The organism is Aureimonas sp. AU22 (assembly GCF_001463745.1).
Classification (GTDB): Bacteria; Pseudomonadota; Alphaproteobacteria; order Rhizobiales; family Rhizobiaceae; genus Aureimonas.
Window position 1 is genome coordinate 58,062 of the sequence record NZ_BBWJ01000049.1, and the last position, 26,256, is coordinate 84,317.

At 63.4% G+C, this 26,256-nt stretch carries 19 protein-coding genes and 2 pseudogenes; 12 read left to right on the forward strand and 9 right to left on the reverse strand.

All coding sequences use genetic code 11. The annotated features are described in order from the left end of the window. Positions 1–545: 545 nt before the first annotated feature. The 3 genes from AUL34_RS18855 to AUL34_RS18865 all read right to left on the reverse strand — a co-directional run bounded on the left by AUL34_RS18855 (position 546) and on the right by AUL34_RS18865 (position 4,248). Positions 546–1,934: a PIG-L family deacetylase gene (locus AUL34_RS18855; protein ID WP_061937291.1), complete on the reverse strand. Its 1,389-nt coding sequence runs from the start codon at positions 1,932–1,934 to the stop codon at positions 546–548. Next, entirely contained in the window at positions 1,931–2,944 is a 1,014-nt protein-coding gene (locus AUL34_RS18860; RefSeq protein ID WP_061937294.1) for a hypothetical protein, read from the reverse strand. The genes AUL34_RS18855 and AUL34_RS18860 overlap by 4 nt, the downstream gene beginning before the upstream one ends. Before the next feature lie 680 nt (positions 2,945–3,624). Continuing rightward, a complete protein-coding gene (locus AUL34_RS18865) occupies positions 3,625–4,248 on the reverse strand; it encodes a hydrolase (protein ID WP_061937297.1) in 624 nt (207 codons plus the stop codon). A 203-nt stretch (positions 4,249–4,451) separates the two neighbouring features. Between AUL34_RS18865 and AUL34_RS18870 the strand changes: the two genes are divergently transcribed. The 3 genes from AUL34_RS18870 (at position 4,452) to AUL34_RS18880 (ending at position 6,522) form a co-directional block, all read left to right on the forward strand. Beyond that, positions 4,452–5,384: a LysR family transcriptional regulator gene (locus AUL34_RS18870; protein ID WP_061937300.1), complete on the forward strand. Its 933-nt coding sequence runs from the start codon at positions 4,452–4,454 to the stop codon at positions 5,382–5,384. A gap of 232 nt (positions 5,385–5,616) precedes the next feature. Further along, entirely contained in the window at positions 5,617–5,907 is a 291-nt protein-coding gene (locus AUL34_RS22665) for a hypothetical protein (protein ID WP_192845791.1), read from the forward strand. Between the two features lie 429 nt (positions 5,908–6,336). Continuing rightward, positions 6,337–6,522, forward strand: coding sequence for a hypothetical protein (locus tag AUL34_RS18880; protein WP_156421008.1), 186 nt, complete (start codon positions 6,337–6,339; stop codon positions 6,520–6,522). Positions 6,523–7,569: 1,047 nt separating this feature from the next. On the opposite strand, the pseudogene AUL34_RS18885 reads toward AUL34_RS18880, so the two are convergent. Both AUL34_RS18885 and AUL34_RS18890 read right to left on the reverse strand, forming a co-directional pair. After that, positions 7,570–8,331 (reverse strand): annotated as a pseudogene (locus tag AUL34_RS18885) (SDR family oxidoreductase). 411 nt (positions 8,332–8,742) lie between these two features. After that, positions 8,743–9,018, reverse strand: a pseudogene (locus AUL34_RS18890) (transposase); the annotation flags it as partial. Between the two features lie 128 nt (positions 9,019–9,146). Between AUL34_RS18890 and AUL34_RS18895 the strand changes: the two are divergent. The 6 genes from AUL34_RS18895 (at position 9,147) to AUL34_RS18920 (ending at position 16,940) form a co-directional block, all read left to right on the forward strand. After that, the gene (locus AUL34_RS18895) at positions 9,147–9,947 is read left to right on the forward strand and encodes an alpha/beta fold hydrolase (RefSeq protein ID WP_061937307.1); all 801 of its coding nucleotides are present in this window, start codon (positions 9,147–9,149) and stop codon (positions 9,945–9,947) included. Further along, positions 9,926–11,125, forward strand: coding sequence for a PAS domain-containing sensor histidine kinase (locus AUL34_RS18900; protein ID WP_156421015.1), 1,200 nt, complete (start codon positions 9,926–9,928; stop codon positions 11,123–11,125). The genes AUL34_RS18895 and AUL34_RS18900 overlap by 22 nt, the downstream gene beginning before the upstream one ends. A gap of 241 nt (positions 11,126–11,366) precedes the next feature. Further along, on the forward strand, positions 11,367–12,503 hold the full coding sequence (locus tag AUL34_RS22670; protein WP_061937310.1) for a sensor histidine kinase: 1,137 nt from the start codon (positions 11,367–11,369) through the stop codon (positions 12,501–12,503). After that, on the forward strand, positions 12,500–12,877 hold the full coding sequence (locus tag AUL34_RS18910; protein WP_061937313.1) for a response regulator: 378 nt from the start codon (positions 12,500–12,502) through the stop codon (positions 12,875–12,877). Before AUL34_RS22670 ends, AUL34_RS18910 begins: the two co-directional genes overlap by 4 nt. 479 nt (positions 12,878–13,356) lie before the next feature. After that, positions 13,357–13,746 (forward strand): response regulator, encoded by a 390-nt coding sequence (locus AUL34_RS18915; RefSeq protein WP_192845792.1) that lies wholly within the window; start codon positions 13,357–13,359, stop codon positions 13,744–13,746. Between the two features lie 38 nt (positions 13,747–13,784). Further along, the gene (locus AUL34_RS18920) at positions 13,785–16,940 is read left to right on the forward strand and encodes a PAS domain S-box protein (RefSeq protein WP_061937319.1); all 3,156 of its coding nucleotides are present in this window, start codon (positions 13,785–13,787) and stop codon (positions 16,938–16,940) included. A 318-nt stretch (positions 16,941–17,258) separates the two neighbouring features. On the opposite strand, the gene AUL34_RS18925 is transcribed toward AUL34_RS18920, so the two are convergent. Continuing rightward, positions 17,259–17,531, reverse strand: coding sequence for a hypothetical protein (locus tag AUL34_RS18925; RefSeq protein WP_061937322.1), 273 nt, complete (start codon positions 17,529–17,531; stop codon positions 17,259–17,261). Positions 17,532–17,718: 187 nt separating this feature from the next. On the opposite strand from AUL34_RS18925, the gene AUL34_RS18930 reads away from it, so the two are divergent. The 3 genes from AUL34_RS18930 to AUL34_RS18940 all read left to right on the forward strand — a co-directional run bounded on the left by AUL34_RS18930 (position 17,719) and on the right by AUL34_RS18940 (position 21,043). Next, positions 17,719–18,237 (forward strand): LysE family translocator, encoded by a 519-nt coding sequence (locus AUL34_RS18930; protein WP_156421009.1) that lies wholly within the window; start codon positions 17,719–17,721, stop codon positions 18,235–18,237. Positions 18,238–18,631: 394 nt separating this feature from the next. Beyond that, positions 18,632–19,111 carry a MarR family winged helix-turn-helix transcriptional regulator gene (locus AUL34_RS18935; RefSeq protein ID WP_061937324.1) on the forward strand — a complete coding sequence of 160 codons (480 nt, stop codon included), beginning with the start codon at positions 18,632–18,634 and terminating at the stop codon, positions 19,109–19,111. Between the two features lie 846 nt (positions 19,112–19,957). Beyond that, positions 19,958–21,043, forward strand: a complete 1,086-nt coding sequence (locus tag AUL34_RS18940; RefSeq protein WP_082653498.1) for an alpha/beta hydrolase — start codon at positions 19,958–19,960, stop codon at positions 21,041–21,043. 125 nt (positions 21,044–21,168) lie between these two features. Here the strand turns inward: AUL34_RS18940 and AUL34_RS18945 are convergent, their stop codons facing one another. From AUL34_RS18945 to AUL34_RS18955, 3 genes are read right to left on the reverse strand one after another with little or no spacing between them, the layout of a single operon-like run. Continuing rightward, the gene (locus AUL34_RS18945) at positions 21,169–23,613 is read right to left on the reverse strand and encodes a bifunctional diguanylate cyclase/phosphodiesterase (protein WP_082653499.1); all 2,445 of its coding nucleotides are present in this window, start codon (positions 23,611–23,613) and stop codon (positions 21,169–21,171) included. A gap of 35 nt (positions 23,614–23,648) precedes the next feature. Next, entirely contained in the window at positions 23,649–25,643 is a 1,995-nt protein-coding gene (locus AUL34_RS18950) for a TonB-dependent siderophore receptor (RefSeq protein ID WP_061937330.1), read from the reverse strand. Next, the gene (locus AUL34_RS18955; protein ID WP_156421010.1) at positions 25,640–26,167 is read right to left on the reverse strand and encodes a hypothetical protein; all 528 of its coding nucleotides are present in this window, start codon (positions 26,165–26,167) and stop codon (positions 25,640–25,642) included. The genes AUL34_RS18950 and AUL34_RS18955 overlap by 4 nt, the downstream gene beginning before the upstream one ends. Between the last annotated feature and the right edge of the window lie 89 nt (positions 26,168–26,256).

The window sequence follows — 26,256 nt, forward strand, 5'->3', positions numbered from 1 at the left end:
GGCCTCACTCCTACTGCCTGCCGCCGACCGTGACGGCCAGAGACTCATTCGTTTCTTTCGCGACGCAAGCCGCGAGCTTGCCGCCCGCATCCTTCCCGATCCCCATAACCCTTGGCCGCACCACGGCAACATCGGCGGCGCGAACTTCGCGATCTCGGCCGATGCCTATCGCCGTGCCGGTCCCTTGCCGACACCCGCGTCAGCGGAAGATCGCGCGTTGCGCAGACGTTGCGAGGCATTCGACGTTCCCATCCGATACAGCGAGGACGCTTGCGTCCAAACGTCGTGCCGCTTGGACGGGCGAGCGCAGGGCGGCCTTGCGGACGAACTGCGCCGCGACCGCCTCGAGACGGATCCCATCGTGGATGAGGCGCTGGAGCCGGCTGATACACTGCTTCTGCGCCTGCGGTCGCGCCGCGACTTCCGGCTTGCCACGGAGGCGCACGCTCGGTTCCAGGTGCTCTGCAGCCTCGCCCTTGAACCGAATGAGGCCCAGCGCCTAGCCGAGCGCGGCGATGGGCTTGCCTGGATGGAGGCGGAAGACCTCAGTCCGCGGCTGCTTCGAACCCGCCTTCACCTGTCGGACCTGCGCCGCCATCATTCGGCGATGCAGCAAGCCTTGCTGGACACGCCACGAGTTCCATCCGGTACTCCGTCGTTTCCCGAAGTGCGAGCGTCGTGACGCCAGCCCCGAGGGAGGCCAGGAACACGTCGCTCGCTGCCCGGCCATCGAGCGGCGTGTCCGTCGGTCCGAGATAGGAGATCAAGAGGATGTGCCCGCCGTCCATCAGCCGCTCCTTCAAAGCCACGCCGAGACGAACCAGATCGACCTCGCGCAGGAAGTAGAGGACCTCGCTCAGCACCACGAGGTCGAAGCGTCCGTCGGGGACGGCATGGGGCATCGCTCCTTCCACAAATCTAGCGCCCTCGTCCCACCCCATCGCGTTTGCTCGCGCGACGATTGTCGGATCGCGATCGAAGGCTAGCGCCTCTTGGACGATGCCGGCCTTGAGGATCGCGGCGGTCAGATGCCCTTCCCCGCAACCGGCCTCCAGCATACGGGTGTAGTTGCGAGTTGCGAGCAGTTCGACGGCGGCCTTCCGCTTGTCCCGCTCGTAGGTTGACGAGCGCACGTGCCAGGGATCCCCGCCATTCGCGTAGAGGTTCGCGAAATGGTCGGGTCCGGGGACTTCGCCCGGCATGTTGAGCCAGCTCGCCGTTTCCACCGGCTCGTCCATTGCTTGAAGAAACCAAGCCGGCAACACGAAGCCGCTGGGATCGTCGCGCACGACGCGCCCGAGCTGGCTTGCGTGGCATTCGAGCGCCAGGCGTTTGAGGTCGACATCCGTCCGCACTCGAAACGGCGTCAGCTCTTCGCTGCGGAACGGCACATCGTCGTCCAGGCGACGCGACCAGACCTCATAGAAAATAATGCGCAAGCCAGGCAGGCGGCGTCGCACCGCCATCGCCAGCGCCGCCGCCGAGTGATGATCGGGATGCGGATCGCCCGGATGTGGAGCGCTCAGGGCGCTTGCCCCGATATGCTTGCAGAAGACCGCGACCTCCTCGGCCGCCGCGGCGAAACGCGCGTTGCGTCCGCTGGCGCCGTCCGGCAGCCCGAGCCGCAGCCATTCGGCCGACGCGTGCCCGAGCGCCGCCATCGCCGCCCGCTGCTCCTCGGCTCGTATCGCGGCAAGTCGGGTCGGTGGCACCGCGACGGAATTCGGATGCGAGCCTTCGCCGTCCGTCAGCGCCACGATGCCGACCGGACGGCCGAGCCGTGCCGCCGCCAGGATCAACCCGGAGCACCCTATCGTCTCGTCGTCCGGGTGGGGTGACAGCACGACGAGCGCGCCGGACCCCAGCAGCCGCTCGCCGTCCACCTCCGGCGCCGCTGCGAGCTGTCGTCGCCAGTCCCCGAGCGTTGCCGTCATGTGAGGAGATCGCGCGCCAGCACTCGCCCGTGCCCGAGCAAGACCGCATCCGGGTTCGCCTGGCGAATATAGACCGCAAGGTCGCGTGTCAGCGCCTCCACCGGATGGCCGATCGCAAACGATCCAAGGCCGATTGCCCGCTCGGCGAGATCGATGACCCGCATAGCCGCCGCTTCCGTGGCAAGGCGGGCGTAGGCCGACAGGGCGACGATCCGATCGACATCGCTCTTCTGCCCGTCCGGAGCGCAGGTCTCCACCTGCCGCGCCGCATCCTCCACCCAGAGCCGTGCGGTGCGCGCCTCCCGGATCGCCTCGCCGATCCGGGCCATCTGCAAGGGATGCGCATCCCGGCCCGAGCCGAAGAGATCACGCGTCATCCCGGCAACGATCGCCTCGATCGCACCGAGCTGCGCCGCCGCGCATCGCCAGATGCCCCCCACGAAGAAGGGCTCGCGCCGATAGTCGTCGGGTTGGCCAAGGACCTCGTCCGCTTCAACCTCGAGACCTGTAAAGTCATAGATGCCCGACGCCGTCGCGCGCATACCCCGATGGTCCCAGGACGACAGGTCCACTCGATTCGCGTCTTTCGTGTCCAAGAGAAGGAGATGCAACGCTCCCCCCTCGTCGACCGGCACGATCGCGAGCCCCACGGTGCCCGCTCCGGACGCATAGCGCTTGGCGCCGATCAATCGGCGAGGCTGGATGGCTTCTTCGTTGAAGCGTAGGGGATCGGCCGCATCCGCGCCCCACACACCAAGCAGCGTTCCCGCTTGAACTGCCTGCAGGACCCGCGCCTGCTGCACAGCATGACCGTAGAGAGCGACCAGTTGGAGCGAGTTGAGATGCCCCTCGAGAAGGCGTGCCGTTGAAAGGTCGCGGCCGCCGATCTCTGACAGGAGCTTCAGAACTTCCGGCCAGGGTGCCTCGTAGCGATATCCGCCGCCAGGAACCGGACGGGCAAAGCGAGCGAGAACATCGCCGTCACGCAGGATTTCCGAAACCGGATTCAAACTGCCTGTTTCTCTGGACGAGCGCCGCGTTCCGACGTTGTCCGTTGAAGTCGGGAGGGAAACTGCATCAACCAAAGAATATGACCTGTCCTGCCAGGCCGAACGGCCTCATACGTGCATTTAGGGCGCTATCGCCCCGCCATCCCGCAATCGGCTGACCAATTTCGTCACGCTCTGAAGTCGCCAATCGATCGAGACTGCAACGGCGGGGAGGTAGGCCGCCGACACCGTCGCATCAGATGTTGATTTGATACGTCATTCGCTGACGTCGCGAACATCTGGGCGCACTCTCCCGCGTCGCCATCCGAGGCTCCTCGACCTCGCACCGTCTGTTTCCGATAGGGTACCAACCAATCGTCGACGTACGAGTGCATGCGCTTCGCTCCTGCCGTCTCCTATCCTGCCATGCCACAGCGTAACCGTCCGCTTCATTGAACCGTCTCCCCAAACCGGACGGTCGCCTTTCCACCCGGTCGGGTCTATCAATGCCATGGAACCAGATACCCAGCAGTTTTCCAGCCGCTAGCGATCAGTGCGACTGAAGCAACGCTGCGCCGTGCCCATGCTTACAGCATTCGCTGGTCGCGGGTTGTTCGCCGCTCACCTTGTACGGGGCGGCGAAAGCATTCGCCACCGCCGCCCCGTCAAGCAACAGCCGTTGTTCAGGCTGCGTGTGCTCCCTAAGCCTTCTCAGGGTTGAACCCGTCGAAGCTCTCGAAGACGTCCATAAAGCCAGGAATGGTGGCTTCGCGTGCCCAGTCCCGTTGGAGTTCACAGTACAGTTGGACGCGGCTGATCAGCTTGGCGCCCGCCTGTTCCATGCGACGCAGCGCCGTCTCATGTGCGGCGACCGAGGTTCCGCCCACGGCGTCCACGGGGACATAGACCTCATAGCCTTCCTGGATCGCGTCGAGCGCGGGGAACGCCAGACACACCTCGGTCCACAACGCGGTCATGATGAGCTTCGGGCGCCCGAGCGCTTTGACCGCCTGCTGGAAGCCAACATCCTCCCACGAATTGACCGTGGTGCGGTCGTAGGTCGGCAGGTGTCCGATGATGTCCTGAAGTTCCTGGATCGGTGGCTTGTTGCGGCCTGTCTCGACGTTGACCGTCGAGTGAATGATCGGGAGGTTGTAGTTGAGCGCGGCCTTGGTGGTGCTGACGATGTTGAACACCAGCTCCTCGCGCGACATCGACCGGATCGAGGAAACCTGGATCGGCTGGTAGTCGATGATGATGAGGGCCGAGTTCTCGGATGTAAGAAGATGGTCGGTCCGGGGATTGCGGATCGTTTCGCTTGTCATCGGTAGATCGCTTTCTTGGTTTCAGCAGGAGATCGGCGGTAGTAGGCCCCGCATCGGTTGGCCCGGCGGTTCGATGGGGCGAACCACGTCGCGACGGGCTACCTGCTCTGCCGTTCTGGAAAAAGCGCACTTCTCGGCACTAATTGTTCTGATGTTGTGAACCGCGATGTTGATGTCTGAACCGCGCCCCGCCACCATGGGCGATGGCCGATCGATTCGAAGAAATGCGGGTGCTGGTTGCGGTCGTCTCCGGCGGCGGGTTTGCTGCGGGGGCGGACCGTCTTGGCGTTGCCAAGTCGGCGGTGAGCCGCCGTATTCACGAGCTTGAGGATCGCCTCGGCGCAAGACTGTTCGACCGAACGACACGACGCGTCCAACTCACCGAAACCGGACGCGACTTTCACGATCGCGCCCTCGAGCTTTTGGCAGGGCTCGATGACGCTGAGGAAGCGGCCTCGAGCGCGAGCGGCGAACTGAGAGGCCGCATCCGCGTCGCCGCGCCGGTCTCGTTCACCGCGCACTGTCTGGCCCCGGCGGTGGGCCAGTTCTTGGAGCGCCACCCTGCCGTCACGCTGTCGATCGACACAGATGATCGCAAGGTCGATCTGGTGCGCGACGGTTTCGATGTCGCAATCCGCATCGCACGACTTCCCGACTCGTCGCTCGTGGCGAGGCGGCTCGCGACGATCCGGCACGTATGCGTTGCCAGCCCCGCGCTGCTTGAGCGCTATGGGATGCCGCAAGAGCCCGAATACCTTTCTCGCTTCCCCGGGGTAACCTACTCGAACGTCGACGAAGCCACCTATTGGAAGTTCGATGGCGACGTCCTGCCGTCCGTAACCAGCCGCATTCAGTTCGGCAACGGCGATGCTATCCGAGAGGCTGCCATCGCTGGCCTCGGCGTGGCCGTGCTTCCAACCTTCATCGCCCACGATGCAGTCCGGCGCGGTGCGCTCCGGATCGTGCTTGCGAACCACATGCGACCGCCTATCGCGATGCATGCGCTGCACCCATCGATGCGCAACCAAACCGCGCGCACCCGGGCGTTCATCGATTTCCTAGTCGACGCCTTCGGGAGCGAGCCGTTTTGGGACCATGATCTCTTCGGCGGCTCAATGGCGAGCCAGTCGCGCTGAATGCACCCAGCACTGCGTCCGTCGTCGCAGTCGTTTCGAACTCGCCGCCAGCTTCCTACGTCGCACGCCAGAAAGTGGTCAGTCCTCTCTCCATCCGCCGCCGCCGATTGAATTTGCAGGTGACTCTGCCGGTCCTGTAGCCGGCGTTGGATCTGGTCGCGCACCATTAAATTACGATATGGAGCGATGAGCGACACTTCTGGCAAAAGCGACGACCACAAGGATTGCTCGTATGCCGCGCTACTTCTTCCACGTTCACACAGGGACGGACACCGCAATCGACCATGACGGAACCGAACTGGCGTCCCTTGAAGACGCCGTCTCGGAAGCGGTTGAGGACCATCTCTCGTTTGCGATCGAGGCTTTACGCCGGCGACAACCGCTCCCCTACTCGTATGAGATCGGGATCTGCGACGCGAAAGGTCGACTTCTTACAGAGGTCGCGTTCACCCATGCGATAGAAGCACTGTCCGCGATGGGACGAGGTGGCGAGCGCGCTGCCGTTGTCGGATGCAACAGATAGACCACCGAAGAGGTGGCGACCCCCACGGACCACACGAATGCACGTTATCTCGATCTCCGACTACCTCGACCGCCCCGTCACCCAAAGTCTGGCGAGGGACGTAGGCCGTGTCCTAGGGTTCAGCTTTCAGCACACCGCGAGAAACTGCCCGTTCCCGCATGATCAGCTCGACCTGCGGAATGCATGGTTGGACGGCTTCTCGCTAGGAAGGATCGACCAGACTGCATGAGTGCGAACTTCTTCAACGACCAGGAGATCGGCCTTCCCGGAGCCGGATGAATGCTTAGGTGACTCTAGTGGCGTTGATGCCTGCCCTTACTCAACAGCGTCTCGTCCACGCTAGGCGGCTCAGGCTGCAGCCCCTTCTGTCGAACGCCACGTACCGATCTATCTCCTGTGGACGTTGAACGGGGACGGAAGATGTGGATCTTGGTGACGCACGCGGGCGTGCGATCTTACGTGAATGTCGATCGCTACGACCTCATCTCCGGCGATCACGAAAGCACGACCTTCACACGTTTCCGACGCGAGGGGTCGGATCTCGTCCTCAACGTCGACGACAGCATCAATGACGTCATGACCCGCATCGAAATCGCGATAAGGACCAGCCGTTGATTACGCAGGTGCCTCCAGTGCCGCGGGACCGGTCGGCGATCCTCTATTTGCGTGCAAGCCGCATTTCAGCGCGTCCCTTCGAGAACCCTTCCATCCAAGCGAACCTGAGGTCGGGCCTATCCTGCATATGCGGGCAGTCACCGGCATAGCCCGTGCCGCTTGTCCCCTTCGTATAGCCGAGTTGAAAAGCTTCACCCTCAGCGTCTGACAACGACATGGGATCTGTGATCCGCTTTTGACTTCCGCTGTCGGCCACGGCTACTTCCCATTCCGTCGAAGTGATCGGCTTTGATGCTAGCGGTTGGTGTAAGCGCCGTCCATCACCGCCAGAACTGCAACATCTGCACAACCATGACGCTCCGGCGCAGATCACCCGTTGATGTTGGGTTGACTCCGACATCGGATGTGAGCGACCTCACGCAATCGCGGGCGCCTGCCCAAGGTTCGACCGCGAAGACCCGTCCGGTTGTGTCAGCTCCGGATGGGTCGCCTTCCACTCATTCCGCAAATGCAGGTGGCTCTGGCCGCACGAAGTCCGCCACAGTGGACCGGGGCGACGATGTGTTGCGTAAATACAACTCAGACGCGTGCGTACGATCCATACATTGCGTCGAACACCTGCGGACGAACAGTCTCTTGGGCAGGAGGCCGAGATGCCGCACTTTATTTTCATCAGGTCGGATGCATTCCGAGAAAGCTGGACAGGACAGGTCTTTCCCTCCCAGACCTCAAGTCTGCGAAAGCGGCTGCGCAATTGATTGGTGCGATCCACCTCTACGACGCATGCAGCGCCGGGCCGTTTTCGTGCGATGCTGCGGTCGAGGTCTGTGACAATACCGGCGCCGTTGTTCATGTAGAATGGTGCAGCTTACTCAGGCAGACCCTCGTCGATTCTACGATGAGCGGCACTGCCCCTTCCCTATGATTTGCAGGTGACTCTGAGCTGACAGCTGGCAGTTATCGACCCAAAGTGGGCGTCCCGTTGGCTGCCGAGATGTCTTCAAAACAGACATCCCAGCGATCACCGAAGCGGTATAGACGAGACCCCTAAGCGAGACGCACCGATATCCCGCCATCGGCCAGCATCGGACTTCCAGTTACGAAGGACGATCGGTCGGACAGGAGGAACAGCGCCGCTTGCGCGATCTCCTGGGCATTCGCCATGCGCTTCATCGGGTGAAGGCTAGCGACAAAATCGAGGACGGTTGCGTTGCCCTGGCCGCCGGCGGGCGTGATCGTGCCACCAGGCAACAGGGCATTGATGCGGACCCCATCGGCGGCATGCTCCGAGGCAAGGGAGCGCATCAGACCGATCTGTCCCGCCTTGGAAGCTGCATAAGCGCCCATGCCTGCGAGCCCGCCGCTGCTGAAGCCCACGAACGACGACGTGAAGATGATGGAGCCAGACCTCTGCTTCTTCATGACGGGGATCTGCGCCTTTGCCGCCAGGAACGCACTCGTCAGGTTGACGGCGATGATCTCGTTCCATGTGGCCAACGGCATGTCGGCCGCAGGCAGCATATCCCCCACGATGCCGGCATTGTTGAAAGCACCGTCCTAGGCGCCGTATCGATCCATCGCCAGATCGACCAGCGCCTGCGCATAGGCCCCGTCTTTCACGTCCCCCGGCAGGTGTATCGCGGTCCCCGACCCGCCTCGGGCGATATCCGCCGTCAGCTCCTCTAGCTCGGCCGCGCGACGTGCCCCCAGGATCAGGTTGGCCCCTTCGGCAGCAAAGAGGCGTGCCGCAGCAGCCCCGATCCCGCTGCTTGCTCCGGTCACGATGATGGTCTTTCCCTGTAGTTCCATGGCGTATCCCTCCGAACCATGTCGGCTCGTGACACCAATCCCCCAACGCCAGCCACGGCAGCCACCCGATTTCCAGATGGGCCCCAGTCTAAAGCGTGTGGACGCATCTGGCCGAACCTCAACCGTTGGTGTCCGCTTTTCGCTGAGATCAGCCGATAGCCGACGGCCGCAGCCCACCCAGCCGAGCTGGTCTGCGTATGGTTGGCGGCCGCCCGGAAGCGGTCCAACCGTTTCCGACCCTCCGGGGACGCCCTGAAAGAGGTGGCTGTCAGCCGAAGGCTGACCTAGAACGGTGCCACCGGGGTAACCCCGGCACCGAGCGCTTCGCGAAGTTCGCAGGCTTCCTACGACGACTTGAATGATGGCTTAGGAGGCGATGATACGAGCCTTACAGTCACGCATTAGGGTCTGTCATCGCCTGAGCCAATCGAGGGCGGCAGCGAGGCAGAGAACGCCGAAGAAGCTGGCGGCGGTCTTTTCGTAGCGGGTGGCTACAGCGCACCATTCTTTGAGCCGCGCCCACAGGCGGTCAACGCGGTTGCGGTTGTTCTAGATCCAGCTCGGGCAGGCGGCCGGCGCCTCATGGCGCAGCGGCGGGATGGCAGGACGTGCGCCTATGTTCCAGATGTGCTGTCGGAATGCGTGGCTGGTGTAGCCGCGATCTGCGACCACCCACTTCGGGATTGCCGACAAGTAGGCGAGAAGGATCAAGGTGCTGCGGGCCATCTCAGGTGTCCTGCGACGCAATCCTCGACCAAGCGCCCTGACAATGGTAGCCCTCGCGAGAAGGCCAAGTGCGCCAGCAAGGAACTGCTTTGTCCGTCCGCAAGCGCAACAACATCCGTGAAGCAGGTTCCGAAACCCAGGCGATGGTGTTCGCTCATGGCTTCGGCTGTGACCAGAACATGTGGCGGTTCGTAGCACCGAGGTTCGAGGACAGCTTTCGCACTATCCTGTTCGACCATGTCGGCGCTGGCCGTTCCGACCTCTCCGCCTTCGATCCGAGCAAGTATGCCACCCTCGACGGCTACGCGGCCGACCTCGTCGAGATCGGGCGCGAACTGGCGTTGCGGGATGCCGTCCTGGTGGCGCACTCGGTCAGCTCCATGATCGGCGTCCTAGCCCATATCGGGGCGCCCGAGATCTTCGGCAGCCTCGTGCTCGTCAGCCCGTCCCCGCGCTACATCGACGACGAGGGCTATCGGGGCGGCTTCAGCTCGTCCGATATCGACGAACTCCTCGGATCGCTCGCCGACAACCACCTGGGATGGTCGGCCGCTCTCGCCCCGGCCATTATGGGCAACCCCGATCGACCCGAACTCGGACAAGAACTGACGGAAAGCTTCTGCCGGACCGACCCCGAAACCGCGAAGGCGTTCGCCCGGGCGACATTCACGTCGGACAACCGTGCCGATCTGCCGAAGGTCAGGGCGCCGACGCTCATCCTGCAATGTCGCGAGGACATGATCGCGCCGCCGATTGTCGGCGAGTATGTCAGAGACAGCATCCCCGGCAGCACGTACGTGCTGCTCGACGCCACCGGCCACTGCCCGAACCTCAGCGCACCCGACCAGGTGACATCGGCGATGAGGTCATTCCTCAACCGAGACGCCTGACGGTGCGGAACGAAGGCGTTGATCTGTTCGAGCATGCGCCCTGCGGGCTGGCAGTGCTGGACGCAGGCGGGCGCTTCCTCACGACCAACGCAACCCTCTCATCATGGGTGGGCGTTGGGGGGGAGGAACTCGTGGGCCGGCGGTTCCAGGACCTCCTTTCCGTCGCCGGACGGATCTTGCACGAAACGCATCTCGCACCCCTTCTCCTCATGCGGGGTTCGGTCGAGGAGATGGCGGTGGAACTTGTCGCCGCAGGGGGTGAGCGCCTTCCCGTCCTGCTGAACGCCACACGGGATGCAGGGACCTCGGGAGACGTCACGCGCGTCGCGATCTTCAAGGCGGCGGAGCGCCGCCGCTACGAGCGAGACCTCCTCAACGCGAAAGACCAGGCCCGCTCCCTGCAAAGCCAGCTCGAGGAGAGTAACGCAGCGCTCGCCAAGCGTCTCAAGGAGGAACGAGACCTCGGCAAGCTGCGCGAGGAGTTCATCGCCGTGCTCGGGCATGACCTGCGCAACCCCCTGGCGTCGATCCAGGCCGGCGCGAAGCTTCTGGGGCGCGAGGTGGCCAGCCCGAAGGCGGTCAGGGTCCTCGCCTTGATGGAAGGCAGCGTGCTGCGCATGTCGGGCTTGATCGACAACGTGCTCGACTTTGCGAGGGGGCGCCTCGGCGGTGGCATCACGCTCGACCGCAACGCTACGGAACCGCTCGAACCCATCCTGCGTCAGGTCGTGGACGAGCTTCGTTCGGGGACAGGACGCGACATCGCCACGGAGTTCGATTTGGCGGCGCCCGTCAATTGCGACCGTGCGCGCATCGCCCAGTTGGTTTCGAACCTCCTCGGCAACGCGCTGACGCACGGTGCCGAGAATCGGCCCATCGTTCTTACCGCACGTTCCACGTCCGAGGTCTTCGAGGTGTCGGTGACCAATGGCGGCGTGCCGATCTCGCCCGGCGCGATGGAGCGACTGTTCCAGCCGTTCTTTCGCGGCGGAACGCAGCCGAGCAAGCAGGGGCTCGGCCTGGGTCTGCACATCGCCTCGCAGATCGCACAGGCGCACGGTGGCCGGATCGAGGTTCAGTCGTCGCACGCCGAGACCCGGTTCACCTTCCGCATACCGTTGGGAACGGAAGCAGTCGGGAACGGCGATGGAGGAACCGATCTCAGTGGAGGCGGCTGAACCCATCGGGAGTCCTACGACAGGACGCGTGCGGCGATGTTGTCCAGCGCCTCCGTTGCGGCTTTCGAAGGAGACGTCTCCGAGAAGGAGAGCCCGTGCTCGGGCACGTCGTCACGGGTGGCCCACGTGCTTGTAGGCGACGATGGAAGAAACGGCCACCGTTGGATTTCCCCGTTTGCCATGTTCCCCTCGCCGTGGCACGGGTCACCCCTCGCGGCCGGCTGCGGCATTGGAGTGGTGGATGAAGCGCGTAGATGCCAGCGGCCAGCGGATGGCGGCACTCGTCCGTGGACATGACTGGTCGTCCACTCCGCTCGGTTCAACGGACACTTGGCCAGAGGCGCTAAAGCTGCTGCTCAGCATCATGATGGGTTCGCACCAGCCTATGTTCGTGGTCTGGGGTGACGAGCACCGCATCATTTACAACGACGGCTATGCGGAGATCCTTGCGTCGAAGCATCCTGCGGCGCTCGGGATGCCCTTTTTTGACGTGTGGCATGAGATCCGGGCCGACCTCGAGCCGATCGTCGCTCAGGCCATGGCGGGCGAGTCCGTCTTCATGGACGACATCGAGCTGTTGATGCAGCGGAAGGGCTTTCCGGAGGAAACCCACTTCTCGTTCTCCTACACGCCCGTTCGCGAGGCCGACGGGCAAGTCGTCGGCATCTTCTGCCCGTGCGTGGAAACAACCGGGTTCGTGATGTCGCAGAGGCAGTTGCTGGAACGCGAACGGGACCTTTCCGAGGCACTTGCAATGCACCAAACGTTGCTGGAAGAGAAGGATGTCCTGCTCGCGGAGGTCAACCACCGCGTCAAGAACAGCCTCCAGCTTGTCGTTAGTGCGCTCAGCCTGCAAAGCCGACGCCTCAAGGATCCCGCGACGAAGGCGGCCTTCGATCAGGCCATCAGCCGGGTTCGTGCCATCACCTCGGTGCACGAGCGCCTCTATAAATCGCACAATCCCCTAGTCGTAGAGATGAAAGCGTACCTCGAGGGGCTCGCGGACGATCTCGCCGTGACGCCGGAGATGCGTGAGCGGATGAAGGTCGACGTCGATGGCATCTCGATGAGGACCGAGCGCGCGATCCCGCTCGCGATCATCGTGAACGAACTCGTAACCAACTGTCTAAAATATGCCTACCCGGCGGATCGTCCGGGCCCGATCGTCCTTTCCCTCCTGAAGGGAAGCGACGACATGCTCGAACTGACTGTCGCCGACGAGGGAGTCGGCATGTTGACGAAGGAGGAGTCCGGTGGAGGCCTTGGCACCAGGCTGGTTGCCACCATGGCGAGCCAGCTCGGAGCCACGGTCGACAGGTCGACCACACGGGACGGGTTCAAGGTCTCGCTCGTCTTCTCCCGCGAGGAGCTCACATGAGCCTTTGCGTCCTGATCGTCGAAGACGAGATGCTGCTTGCCATGGACCTCGAGGACATCCTCGTGGAGGCAGGATACGGCGTCGTCGGGAACGCCGTCGACATGCACCAGGCGATCGCGATGTGCGAGGAGCACGGCGAGCGGATCGACATCGCCATCATGGACGTCCACCTCGCCCGCGGCACAAACGGCGTCGAGACGGCGAAGGTCCTGCGCCAGCGTTGGAACATCCCTTCGCTCTTCGTCAGCGGCAACATCGACGAAAGGATGCAGGCCCTTGCCCTGGAATGGGAGCCAGCCGGGTTCGTCGGCAAGCCGTTCTCGCAGCGTGAGGTCCTGAAGGCGCTGGCAGCCGTGTCAACGAAAGCTGCCTGACGCACAAAGGCGTACCGCCCGGTCTGCCGGCCGCGAGAAGGGCTTGCCGCATCTAACCCTGCGGACATGTATTCGGGTCGTCCCACGAGGTAGCCTTAGAGGGTATCGCGTCCGATCTCCCGAAGGAGCCTCGACTGTGCCTTCGTGTCGGTGCCCTCGGCTGGGTTCGCGATATAGCTGGGGGAGCTCCGGACCACACGTTGCACGTGAGATTGGTTCTGCAAAATTCTTGAGGGACTCACCTTAAGGAGTGGATCGTCGTTCCCAGTTAAAGCCGGCGCATCGCGGAAACGAGCGGTCCAGCGTGGCCCGGCTCCGTGACCGGCGGAGTTCCACCGATGCGCTAGGCAGCACCTTCCGGACACCCGGAGCAGAAACGGGAGGGAACGCAGGCGGCCATGGACCATTCCTCGCCTGTCGACCTCGTCGGTCTCGCGCCGAAGGCTTACGTGCCGCCTTCCGGACGGAAGGATAGCCTCATGCCGCTCAACATCCTGATCGTTGAGGACGAACCGTTGATCGCCCTCGACCTCCAGACAATTATAGAGGACGCCGAACACCATCTCGTCGGCATCGCCGACACGATGGGGCGAGCCCTAGCGCTCGCCACAGGCGCCAACGTCGACGTCGCGATCATGGACATCGAACTCGCGACCATGCCGGATGGCATCGAGACGGCCCGCCGCCTCCGCGAGGAGCACGGAGTTCGCTCGCTCTTCGTCAGCGCCAACATCGAGGTGGGAACGCGGGCGGCGGCGGCGGTACTCGATCCCGTAGGCTTTATCGACAAACCGTTCGTCGCAAGGCAGATACTGGGGGCACTGGATCCCGTGCATGAAGAGCTCTATCCAGCTCTCGAGCGTCAGTAGGCAAGCGCGGCATCGGCACGACATAAGGCAATTTTGACGTGCAAGACCGACAAAGTGGCATCGAGGCAACGGCCGCGGACGATGCGAGGCTGGACGCCCTCTCCTCTTACGGTGTCCTCGACACGCCGCCCGAGCAGGGTTTCGACGACATCGTCATGCTTGCCGCGCAGACTTGCGGAACGCCCGTGGCGCTCGTTAGCCTTGTCGACCGAGACCGTCAGTGGTTCAAGGCGCGCATCGGCTTCGAGTCGTGCGAGACACCGCTCGGGCAGTCGGTCTGTGCCCATGCTTTGAAGCAGACCGACCTCCTCGTCATCACCGACTTGGCAGCCGATCCCCGTACCGCCGACAACCCGCTCGTGACGGGCGAGCCGCGCCTGCGTTTCTATGCGGGCGCTCCTTTGGTCACACCCGACGGCGAGGTCCTGGGGACGCTCTGTGTCATCGACCACATCGCGAGGCCGGGCGGACTGAACCCAACGCAACGGGGAGCTCTCGAGGCGTTGTCGCGGCAGGTGATGACGCAACTCGACTTGCGACGGGCTTTGGCCGAACGCGATGTCACTGCCCGAGCCCGAACGGCTGAGCAGGAGCGGGCCCGTCAGGTTTTGGACAGCGCCGTCGACTTCGGCATCGTCGTGATGGACAGGGACGGCTTCGTCACGGAATGGAACAAGGGGGCGGAAGGCATCTTCGGCTGGACCGAGGACGAGATGCGCGGACAGCGTGCCGATCGTTTCTTCACGCCGGAGGACCGGGCCGCGTCGCGAGCCGACGTCGAGATGGACCTGTCGCTACGGGACGGTCGCGCCGAGGACGAGCGCTGGCACCTTCGCAAGGACAACTCCCGCTTCTGGGCCAGTGGCGAGATGATGCCCCTTCTGGACGGCAGTGGTGGCCACGCCGGTTTTGTGAAGATCCTGCGGGACCGGACGGCCGAGCACCTCGCCGGCCGCAGGCTTGAGGTTGCCGAGGCGCGGCTGCGCCAGGCGCAAGAGGCCGGCGGCATCGGCGTATTCTCCGTCGATGTTGCGACGGGGACGCTAAGCGGCACGCCTGAGTTCTGTCGCCTCTACGGTCTCGACGAGAGGCCCGAACGCCCGGCCGAGGACTTCGAGGCGCTCGTCGTTCCTGAGGACCGGGACCTGGTATCGACGAACTCCACTCGCCGCGCAGCCGAGTCACCCCGAGACGTGGAATACCGCATTCGCCGAGCTGATACGGGCGAGTTGCGCTGGATCGCGCGCAAGGGCGAGTTCCATAAGGACGACGACGGCCGCCCCGTCCGCTTCCTCGGCGTGGCACGCGACGTCACGGCGAGGGTGCAGGTCGAAACGGAGCTCCGAGCCAGCGAGGAGAAGTGGCGCTCCCTCTTCGAGCAGCTCCACGAGGGCTTCCTTCTCGGCAGCGTCGTTCGCGACGAGGCCGGCAAAGTCGTCGACTGGCGCTACGAGGAGGTGAACCGGGCTTGGCACGAGCTGATGGGCGTGCCCGTTGGCGCGGCGGTCGGCCGGACCGTGCGGGAATTGATCCCCGAGGTTGAGGACGAATGGATCGCGGAGATGGCGGGTGTCGTCGACCGGAATGTCGGCTCCTCCTTCACGCGGCAGGTCGGCGCGCTCGGTCGCTGGTACGAGGGAGCCGTCCAACCCCTCGGCGACGACCGCTTCACGGTGATCTTCCTCGACGTGACGGAGCGGATCGTCTCGGAGGCGCGGCGGACTGCGCTCGCCGAATTGAACGACGCCCTCCTTGAACAGGTCGAGGACGACGCGTTGTCGAAGTCGGCCGCCGCGGTGATCGGGAAGGCACTCGGCGTCGGCCGGGTCGGGTACGGGACCATCGCCGAGGATGGGGTGACCTTGACCGTGCCCTATGACTGGACCGCCCCCGCGTTCGCGTCCGTCGCCGGGACTCATCACTTCGACGACTATGGACGCTACAGCGAGAACCTCGTCCGTGGCGAGACGGTGGTGATCGACGACGTCAGGCTGGATCCCCGCACCACAAACAACTCGGCGGCGCTTGAGAGCCTCTCGGTTCGCACGCTCGTCAACTACCCGACGGTGGAGAACGGCCGAACCGTCGCCATCCTTTATGTGAACGATGACAAGCCACGCCATTGGACGGAGGAAGACGTCGCCTTCGTCGGGGAAGCGGCGACACGGACACGCCTGGCGACGGAACGACGCCGTGCCGAGTACGCCCTGCGCGAGAGTGAAGACCGCCGTCGGCTTGCCGCGGACATGGGCGAGGTCGGCGTCTTCGATCTCGACCTCGACACGAGGGAGCTCCTCTGGGACGACCGCGTCCGCGCGGCGTTCGGCGTCTCGTCCGGACGTCCGGTGGCACAGGAAACCAAGCTTGCGGCCGTTCATGCCGACGACAGGCCCGAGTTCGACCGCCAGTTCGTGTCGACCCTGGAGGGCGGCGAGTTCGACTTGCAGTTCCGAACCGTCGGGATCGAGGACGGCATCCTGCGCTGGGTCGCGGTGAAGGGACAGGTGATCCGCAAGGCGAATGGGTCACGCCGCTTCATCGGCGCCGTCCGTGACGTGACCGAACGCGTCGCCGCCGAGGAGCGGCGCCAGCTCCTGAACGCCGAGCTCGCGCACCGACTGAAGAACACGCTGGCCATCGTGTCGTCCATTACGACGCAGACGCTACGCACTGCACCCGACATGACCACGGCCCGAAAGTCGCTGACCGATCGCATCCTGGCGCTGAGCAAGGCACACGACATCCTGCTCACCGGACAACGGGACGCTGGCTCCATCGACGCGATCATCACTGGTGCCTTGGCGATCCATGACGATGGGCGCCGCGTCCGGTTGAAGGGTCCGCGGATCCTGATCGGGCCGAAGGCCGCGCTGACCCTTTCCCTGATCGTGCACGAGCTCGCGACGAACGCGGGCAAGTACGGCGCGTTGTCCGTGCCCGACGGGGTCGTCGACGTGATTTGGTCGGTTGATCGGCATTCGGACACGCGAGTTCCTATGCTGGCATGGGAGTGGCGCGAGAGCGGAGGTCCTCCCGTCGAGGTCCCGACCCGAAAAAGCTTCGGCACGCGGTTGATCCAGATGGGGCTCGGAGGGTCGGCGGATGGCGGCGTCGATCTCGATTATGCGCCCAAGGGACTCAGGTGCCGCATAACGGCGGGTCTCACGGAACTCCAGAGAACCGATGAGAGCTGACGGACAGCGCGTCGTCGTTTCGCCGACTCAGCCCGGATACGCCGCTTAAGGGTCACCTGGTATGAAACCGGGAAGTCCGTACGCTTGCGAAATGCTTCTATATTCGCGACTGCGCTCGAACAGATCCATCGCCTCTGGCGGACAGAGATCCTCGACCACGTAGGTCCGCTTCTTCTAACATGTCGGTCAGAAGCAGACCGTCGCCTTTCCACCCAGTCGCGTCGATCGCCGTCAGAAACGAGCCTCTTTGAAGGGTTCCGTCCGCTACTCACCACTTTCGGCTAGCGCCAAAATTGTAACGCGTCGGGCGCCGAGCATCTAATCTTTAGGCATACCCCGATCTCGCAACCGGTTCTCCTCGAAGGCGCGTCCCATCGCGGTGATCGTTCCCGGCGAGTACACGTGTCCCGACGGCGTCCAGATCCAAGGCGACAGACCGAGTGCCGCCTTGTCCGTCTGCATGGCGATCGCGAACCGGATGGCTTCGCCGAGCGACGGCCAACGGTCCGCCGCCTTGCCCGACCACTGCTCGTTCGTCGGCCGCCTTTCCGCATCGCTCCAGACAAGCGTGACGTCGTCGTTGATCTGCATGGCTGTCCCCGCTCACCTGCCGGACACATCTCCATGTCTGACAAGCAGGCATGGCTAACGTCGGAAGCCAGGGAAGGTTCACGGCCGCGTGAAGTCAGCCTTCCTCATTAATTGCAACAGCTTAGCCGTCATGCAACCCAATCCGCTTCGCGGCATTCCGGCTTCGATCCCGAACATGGAACGCCCCATGCCGCTCGATACATTCGCGCCGTTCGTCCTGGCCTCGATGGCGCTTCTGCTGACGCCGGGCCCAACGAACACCATTCTCGCCGCCAGCAGTGCCGCCATGGGACTGCGCAGGGCCTGGATGCTTCCACTCGCGGAAGCAGCTGGTTACGTCATTGCGATTTTCGCGTTCGTTCGCGCTTCCGAACTCATCGCGGACATTCCGATCGCCTTGCCGGCGCTGAAGGGGGTCGCGGCGGCATGGCTGCTCTATTCCGCCTACAAGCTTTGGACGCAGCCCGTCGAACAACGGGTACCCGCGGTCGGCGAGGCCATCAAGCGAGTGTTCCTGACGACGCTCCTGAACCCGAAAGCCATGCTGGTCGGGACGATCATCATTCCGACGGCGCTCCCCACGCAAGGCATGAGCGGCGTCCTTCTCTTCCCCTTCCTGTCGATCGCGGTCGGCACGCTCTGGATGACGATCGGATCGGCGGTTCCCAGTCGTCTTCGCCCTTTCGCTTACAAAGGCGCCGCCTGAATCATCGGCATCTTCTCGTTCGCGGCTGCCAGCAGCGCGGCTCACCTGATCTGAGGGCACCGAGCCGACTCTCCGATGACTGGAGGCTGTCCCGTGCCCCTTCATGGTCCCTGCCCTGCCGTAGCCGACAATGAAGCTTCCGCATCGCGTCAGCCGCTGCTTGCGGTCGACGCGAAGACCCGCTCGAGACCCCACGCCACTCGAGCGGGTCGCTTCGGCGCAAACGTGGGGTTTTACTCCCGCTTCAAAGCTCCTGCGTCCGTATGCCGCTTCCGCCCATTTGCCTCCGAGCGGCATCGGCAGCGACCTGTAGCTGGCAATTTAGTAGCATCGTGACTTTCGGAGGTCTGGTTATCGCCCCTCGGTGCGTTCGCCCCCTAGAGTGAAGGTTGAGATGCTGGAAGCCGCAGATCCTCTCCTCGAAGTTGAGCCGGACCGCCTATCACAGGTTCCACTCACGGCCTTGCTCTTGTCGATTTCCAAGAAGACGCGAGCCATCATGGGCTTGAAGCTGGTCGAGCTCGGGCTTCACAACGGTCAGGATGAGCTGCTGCTTGCAGTCAGAGGCGGGCAGCCGCTGCATGTCTCACTGGTCGCCAAGCAGCTTAACGTTCGCCCTTCCACGGTCAGCAAGATGCTGGATCGTCTGATCAAGAAGGGGTTGGTCGCACGCATCTCCGATAAGAACGACGGTCGGCGAACGTTCGTCCAAATTACGGCATCAGGCCAAGTGCTGTGCAACGAAGTCCTCGCTCTGCACCAGAGCTTCGAACACATCCTCACGGAGAAGCTTGTCGGCGATCCTGCCGTGCTGACCCACGCGTTGTCCGAAACAGAGGAGCTCCTTCGAAACCGACTCCAGCGCCTTCGCTGAGAAGCCGAACGTCATCGACGCCGGTTGTCGTTCGCTGAAACCCGGCATCCGGCCCAGGTCAGTATGAGGCGTAGATCCTCCTCCGTCTGGTAGATGTCGAGCAACGTCACGCAGCTGGAGAGTTCAAGGGCTTCGTCTGCGGACATCACACCCACTTCGTAGGCCTCGATAATCTCGCTCAACCACACGAAACGACACCTCAATCCCAGCTTAACCCCGGGGGCGCAATGCTGCGGGAGCGTGTGGGTTACGCGGCGGCGATGAGCTCCGCGGATTGCACGGGGTCGGGTTGACACGCTGTCATCGGGGCACATGTGCATTGCACCGCGTTGATCCGTGCCCGGAAGAAGCGCGCAGGCCCGCTCACGGTGACGACATCACCGTGAGCGGGCTTTTTTGCATGGTTGACACTGTTCCTTCCGAAAGGGAAGCAAGTCATATCGCGTCGGCAACTTGGGTGGCCGCCGCGAAGACCCGCACGGTCATTGATACTCCCGGGCGGGTCGCCACCGGGGACCATCTTCGTCCCGTTCGCGGAGTTGCCGATGGGGTCAGCGGTAAGACCGTCGCAACGCTCCGTTGAGCGGATGGATCAGTTCGTCATATATCACTTATGGCACTGGCCTGCCCAGGACCCAACAGTGGCCCATTGGTCCAGCCGATCTATTCGGGTCGGAAGATTCGGACGCTCGGGCATGGTCTATTCGCATTCCACCAAGCCAAGACCATCCAGTGTCATTAACAACGAGCTCGGCACCAGCCGCTGGCTTCGGCAGGGCTTGCCGTTCGGCTGGAACATCCCCCGCTCGAGCGACTTCAAGAAGATCTCGCACAAAGGAAATCTTCATGAAGTCCGTATCTTCGATCGTCGTGGCCCTCACCGCCGCGACCGTCCTGTCGACCGCCGCGCTCGCTCAAACCGCGACCCCGACGCCTTCGCCGGCCGCGGAGAATGCCAAGCCCGCGATGGCACAGCCTGCGCCAGAGATGAAGGCGGTCCTGGACAAGCTCCAAGAGCTCGGCGCCAAGCCGATCGGCACCCAGTCTGTCGAGGACACGCGCAAGGGTCCGACGCCGGCCGACGCCGCCATGGCGGTCATGAAGGAAAAGGGCATCCAGCCCGACGCAGCCGTTGCGGCCGTGAAGACCAAGGACATGATGATCCCGGGCGCCGCCGGTGAGATCCCGATCCGGATCTACACGCCGGAAGGAACGGGTCCCTTCCCGATAGTCGTCTACTTCCACGGCGGCGGCTGGGTGATCGCGGACATCGACACCTACGACGCATCGGCTCGTGGCATCGCGGCTGGAGCCGAGGCCATCGTCGTCTCCGCCGACTACCGTCATGCGCCCGAGCATAAGTTCCCGGCCGCGCACGACGACGCGAACGCTGCCTACAAATGGGTGGTCGAAAACTCCGGCTCGTTCAACGGCGATGCCTCGAAAATCGCACTTGTCGGTGAAAGTGCCGGCGGCAATCTCGCAGCCAACGTGGCCATCACCGCACGTGACCAGAAGCTGACGGCGCCGCTCGCCCAGGTGCTCGTCTACCCGGTCGCCGGCAAGGACATGACGACGCCGTCCTATGTCGAGAACGCCGAGGCCATGCCGCTGTCGAAGCAGGCGATGGAGTGGTTCGTCGCCAATGTCTTCGAGAGCAAGGAGCAGGCTGCTGACCCGCGTCTCGACCTTGTCAACCGGACGGATCTCGCTGGCCTTCCGCCGACCACCATCATCAACGCGCAGATCGACCCGCTTCGCTCGGAAGGCGAGATGCTGGCCGCGAAGATGAAGGCAGCCGGTGTCGTGACCGAGCAGAAGACCTATGATGGCGTGACCCACGAGTTCTTCGGCATGGCGGCGGTCGTGCCGCAGGCCAAGGAGGCGACGGATATGGCAGTTTCCGCGCTGACCAAGGCGTTTGGCAATTGAGCTACGGCATCTTGTAGAGGGGAAAGCCGTCGGGCCCAACTCGGCGCGACGGCTTTCGACCCATTACGGCCTTTCGATGCTGGTTCCGCTACGTCTTGTAAGCGGACGTAGTTGGGTCGGGGGCGTTACGATGCTTGTTTGGCGTAGCCATCACCAGCATGGAGCTCCCGGGAAACGGCGCGGAGCTGTTCGACTATATCGTGGGTACTCAACTGCGCGGCCAACTCCTTCGCGGTCTCGGCCGTCGATGGGTAACCCAGAAGGAAGCCCTGGAACTCGTTGCAGCCCTGTGCCCGGAGCGTGGATGCCTGCTGCGTCGTCTCTACACCCTCCGCCGTCACCTCAATGCCAAGCTCCTGACTCATCGATAGGATCGCCTTGACGATCGAACGGGCGCTTTGGTCCTCGCTCAGCCGACCAACGAACAGACGGTCGATCTTGAGCTTCTGGAAGCGGAAGCGGTGGAGGTAGGAAAGGCTCGAATAACCCGTGCCGAAATCGTCCAGGACGATCCGCACGCCGAGTGCGTTCAGCTTGCCAAGAACGGTCAAGGCCGTCTCGGCGTCCTGAAGCAGAACACCTTCCGTGATCTCCAGCTCCAACCGGTCTGCAGCCAGACCGGTACGGCGAAGGATTGTTTCAACCTTGCGCGCCAGGTCGGGCTGAAGGATCTGAACCGGCGACAAGTTGACTGCCACGCGGCAGCCAGCTGCCCATGACGCTGCGGTAGTGCAGGCCCTCTCAATTGCCCATTCGCCCATTGGCACGATGAACTTGCGCTTCTCGGCAATGGGGATGAAGCGGGATGGAGGGATCTCGCCCAAGATGGGATGCGTCCAGCGCATCAACGCCTCGAAGCAGACGACGCGCCCGTCCGCGTCGAAAATCGGCTGGTAAAGGAGCGTCAGCTCATCTTTGACAAGAGCGTTGCGCAGTTCCTGTTCGAGCTGCGGGCGGTCATCTACCTCGTGGTCGATCGCCGGATCGAAGAACCGTAGGCATCCGCGTCCGCTATGTTTTGCCCTGTAGAGCGCAATATCGGCGCGCGTCAGGAGCTGCTGGGGCGTGACGCCGTTTGCGGGGCAGATCGCGATGCCGATGCTGGTTCCGATATGGGCTCGGCGCCCCTCCAGATCGAAGACCTCGGTCAAGCTCTGGATGATACGTTGCGCAAGGTCGCTGGACTGCTCCGACTGGTCGTCGATGGCTTGCAGCACGACGAATTCGTCGCCGCCGAGTCGGGCCACCAGCTCGCCTGTTCTGAGGCAGGCGCGGAGCCGTCCCGCGACCTGCTGCAGGAGGTCGTCGCCCGCAGCATGGCCGAACGTGTCGTTGACGAGCTTAAACCCGTCGAGGTCGAGACATAGGACCGCAAGCGAGCGACTTTCTACCGTGGCTGCACGAATGCGCGCCGCCAGTTCCTCGCCGAGCAACGCCCGGTTCGGGAGCTCGGTCAGAGCATCGTGATGGGCGAGGAAGCGGATCCGCGCCTCCGAAGCGCGCCGCTCGGTGATATCGCGCAGAGCCGTCACTGTAGCGGTTCTGCCGCGATACTCGATGGGTCGCGACAGCATCTCAACAGGAAGGCTGCGTCCGTCCGCGGTGGCGATCTCACCTTCGGTTCGTTGCGAGGAAGCGCTGGCGGCCCAAAGCGGCCAGCTGGCTTCCGGCACGAAGCGTTCGAGACAGCAACCGGCGACGGGCTCGTCCGACAAGCCGAGAAGCACCGCCAAGTTGCGGTTGCCGTCCAGAATGGTGGCGTCCCGATGGATCAGGATGGCCTCGAACGTGCCGTCCGCCAGCTGATGGAGGCGGTCGGCCTCGAGCTTGTCGCGCGCGGCCACACGGTTATCGACGAGCGATCCCAAGAGGCTCAGGACGAGCACGGTAACGCCCTCGACCGCCGCGATCACGACGATGGGCGACGATGTCAGATCGTCGGGCTGGGCGACCGCGTTCATCCAGTCGCCGAAGGATAGGATGGCTGCCACCGAGCCGAAAGCCATCGCGGCGATCGAACCTACGCCGAGCGGAATGGCGATCAGGAGGGGTCGCTGCCGCGCCGCGTTGCCGTTTTCCCAGATCGCGAAGCTGCCGAGGATGGATCCGAGGATCATGACGGCGAGAACCGCAGTCAGATCATAGGACAAAGCGAACGGCGCGACCATTCCCGAAACGCCGGTGAAGACGAGGCAGGAGAACCCGAACGCCATGAGCGAGCCGGCGAGGAACACGTTGCGGCCGGACCGGTGGCTGTTTGCCGCGAGCTGGACGGCCGCAAGGCTGCAGATCAGGATGATCAGGCTGCCACCGGCCGCGTAGGCGAGCGGGATGGCGATCGGGATCAACGGGTAGGCGCTCTTGAAGGCGGCCAGGAATACGGCGCAGCCCATGCCCGAGGAAACGAGTGCAGCACCCCCTATCCGTGCAGTCCGGCTCCATCCGGTCGCTTGGGTCGCCTGTGTGATAAGATGGAGCATCAGAGTGACGCCAGCACCCGATATCAACAGCGCGAGTAAGCTCCACCAAGGATCACGCGCCGCGGCAAGATCGGCCAGAAGGTGGGTCATGCCTTGTGTTTCCACTCATGCGACAGGGACATGCGTCAGAACTCGAACTTCAAGCCAGCCATCAGCCGACGCTCGCTCGGGCGGCCAGCCGAGGTCAGGATGCGTGCCGCATTCAACTGTTCGGCCGTGACCGATGCGGTCGCCTTGTCGTTCAGCTTATAACCTGCCCGGACGTTCAAAGTGACGTAGTCGGGGACCTCGATCGCAACGTTCTGGGCGCGCGTGTCGTCGAACCGGAAATCCGTGAACTCCGATTGCCAGCGCGCCTGTCCGTCGATCTCCAAGCGGTCCCAGGTAACGCCTAGCCCGGCGATCACGGAGTGAACTGGGTTCTGGGCAGCGTAGTTGATTGAAGGGGAGTCGAAGAGAACGGCGTCTGGCGAGCGATCTCGGATGCTGGCAAGGCTATAGCTGAGATTCCAACGCCAGCCCGTTTCACTGTGCCCGTCGATGCCGATCTCGCCGCCGACCGCGCTGCTCCCATCGAAATTGTCGGCGAGCGTCAAGATCTGTCCCTCGGGCGTGAATTCGAAAGGTGCAGCGAAGGGCGACCCGATCGTCTTGTCGGTATCCTGCACGAATACCGACGCGCTAAGTTGCGAGCCAAGCGTGGGCAGCTTCCGCTCGTAGCCGATCTCGTAGTTCATCACCGCGCTCGGATCGAGATCGGTCGTTCCCGCTCCTAGGAATGGACCCTGCGAATAGAAGAGCCCGAGCGACAGGAGGCTCGGAAGCTGTAGCGCGCGCGCGGCCGACAGCCGGAACGTGTCGACCTCGGTTGGCGCGTAGAGAAGAGCGCTGTTGAAGCTTGGCTCCACGATCCGGCGATCTTCGAACCGCTTGCCGATGCCCGGAATCGAGACATCGGAACCGTCACGCCGGACCGACATGGCGTCGACCCGGACGGCGTTGGTCAACGAAAGGTTCGGGCGCATCTGCCAGTTCCACATGGCTGAACCGGACAGGACGTCGCTCGTCATCTCACCGCTGAAATACGTGTCCGACGCGATTGTGTTGTTCCGATACTCGGCTCCGATCCGCACCGTATGGTCACTGCCGATCCGTACGAGATCGCTCGCCTTGACGACGGTCGTGTCCTGCTGCCAGCCAAGGTCGATCTTGGTTCCGGTAGAACGAAGATTGTTCGCATTCCGGTAGGCGTCGAACTGAATGAGACCGATTGCGGTATCGCTCGACAACGTGCCGCGAAGACTGTCGGACTCCACGTCGAGCGGTAGGTAGGAGCCCAGATCCGGGTAGAAATCCGTTCGAATCTGGCCGATCGATGCGGACACTCCAAGCTCTGTCTTGTCGTTTAGGCGATAGCGCATATCGGCTGCGCCCGTTTCGACGTCCGGGCCCTCGATCGTGTCGATGGCTCGGTAGCCCCCGAATTCGTCAGCGCGGGTTGCCTTACCCGAGACGCGGATGCCGAAGCGGTCTGCGCTTTGAAGCGTGGCGACGCCCTCGCCGTAGATTTGGTTCTGCGTGCCACCTTGGACGCTCACGGCGTTCTTGCGGTCACGCAAGGGATCGTAGGTGACGATGTTGATGACGCCCGACACAGCATTGAAGCCGTAGAGTGCCGCGTTGGGGCCACGGATGATCTCGATCTGCCGGATCTCCGAGAGGGTGACGGGAATCAGCGACCAAAGTGTGTAGCCGTAGTCGTCCTGGTAGACTTGGCGCCCATCGACGAGCACGAGCACGCGCGGATTGAGCGCGGTGTTGTAGCCCCGGATACCGACGGCGGAATCGAACTGACCGTAGCGACGCACGTCGAGGCCGGGCACGAAGCGCAGGATCGAGGGGATATCGGTCGCGCCCGAGCGGCGAATGTCATCGGCGGTGAGGATTTTGATACTGGTGGGCGCTTCGCTGGCGCGCTGCGGCTTGCCGGTGGCCGATACGGTCACTGGCTCGCCAAACATTCCCTCGGCGGCCGAGTAGTCGACGGTCTGCGCCCGCGTCCCCTCCGGGGTGAGCGCCAGAAGCGACATCGCAATGACGATGGTCCGATGGGCACTCATATTTCACGAACCATCATGATGAAAGCCGTAGCGAACCGGACATGGGCTGCCGCAGCATTCTTGGAGTTTATTGATATGGTAACGCTGGGCCGGGAGCGGATCGCAACTGTGCAGGCCCCGTTCTTCACCTGTTGGGCATCCAGGGTCAGGCAGGGCACACCCCGGCCGTTCAGCGTACCGGCGAGGCGTGTCTGATCAACGTCGCTTAAGGTAAGGACACCGTCAAAGCCTGACGGCGAAGCAAACTGATTTTGCTCTACCGCGACGACCTTCAGAACTGCGTCGCCGACCCGCAGGCCCCCGCGCACCGCCGCAAGGGTTGCCTGCATTTCGCTTTGAGAGCGAGCGCTTGTCCCATCGTAGACCATCGCGAGAGAAAGAGTGGCGCGTTTGGCGCCCTCCTTGAACGAGAGCGCGCGGCCGATGACCTGCAGGTCTTGCATCGACGGATCGGCAGCCACCGCACTTCGGGTTGCAACACAGAGGCTGAGCGCGACACTCCAAACGAAAAAGCTGTGCAGCATTCGACCCTAGGCTTCTACAACGCACGCCTCGAGGGCCACGAGTTTAAATCGTGCGCTATCTTACCTCTACACTCCTTACCTCCAGCTTG

Excerpts from the sequence above, each read along its gene's own strand:
- AUL34_RS18955 (WP_156421010.1), bottom strand. The coding sequence starts at position 26,167 with ATGCTGCACAGCTTTTTCGTTTGGAGTGTCGCGCTCAGCCTCTGTGTT.
- AUL34_RS18925 (WP_061937322.1), bottom strand. The coding sequence starts at position 17,531 with ATGCAGATCAACGACGACGTCACGCTTGTCTGGAGCGATGCGGAAAGG.
- AUL34_RS18930 (WP_156421009.1), top strand. The coding sequence starts at position 17,719 with ATGCCGCTCGATACATTCGCGCCGTTCGTCCTGGCCTCGATGGCGCTT.
- AUL34_RS18865 (WP_061937297.1), bottom strand. The coding sequence starts at position 4,248 with ATGACAAGCGAAACGATCCGCAATCCCCGGACCGACCATCTTCTTACA.
- AUL34_RS22670 (WP_061937310.1), top strand. The coding sequence starts at position 11,367 with ATGAAGCGCGTAGATGCCAGCGGCCAGCGGATGGCGGCACTCGTCCGT.
- AUL34_RS18945 (WP_082653499.1), bottom strand. The coding sequence starts at position 23,613 with ATGACCCACCTTCTGGCCGATCTTGCCGCGGCGCGTGATCCTTGGTGG.
- AUL34_RS18910 (WP_061937313.1), top strand. The coding sequence starts at position 12,500 with ATGAGCCTTTGCGTCCTGATCGTCGAAGACGAGATGCTGCTTGCCATG.
- AUL34_RS22665 (WP_192845791.1), top strand. The coding sequence starts at position 5,617 with ATGCCGCGCTACTTCTTCCACGTTCACACAGGGACGGACACCGCAATC.
- AUL34_RS18870 (WP_061937300.1), top strand. The coding sequence starts at position 4,452 with ATGGCCGATCGATTCGAAGAAATGCGGGTGCTGGTTGCGGTCGTCTCC.
- AUL34_RS18855 (WP_061937291.1), bottom strand. The coding sequence starts at position 1,934 with ATGACGGCAACGCTCGGGGACTGGCGACGACAGCTCGCAGCGGCGCCG.
- AUL34_RS18950 (WP_061937330.1), bottom strand. The coding sequence starts at position 25,643 with ATGAGTGCCCATCGGACCATCGTCATTGCGATGTCGCTTCTGGCGCTC.
- AUL34_RS18935 (WP_061937324.1), top strand. The coding sequence starts at position 18,632 with ATGCTGGAAGCCGCAGATCCTCTCCTCGAAGTTGAGCCGGACCGCCTA.
- AUL34_RS18915 (WP_192845792.1), top strand. The coding sequence starts at position 13,357 with ATGCCGCTCAACATCCTGATCGTTGAGGACGAACCGTTGATCGCCCTC.
- AUL34_RS18940 (WP_082653498.1), top strand. The coding sequence starts at position 19,958 with ATGAAGTCCGTATCTTCGATCGTCGTGGCCCTCACCGCCGCGACCGTC.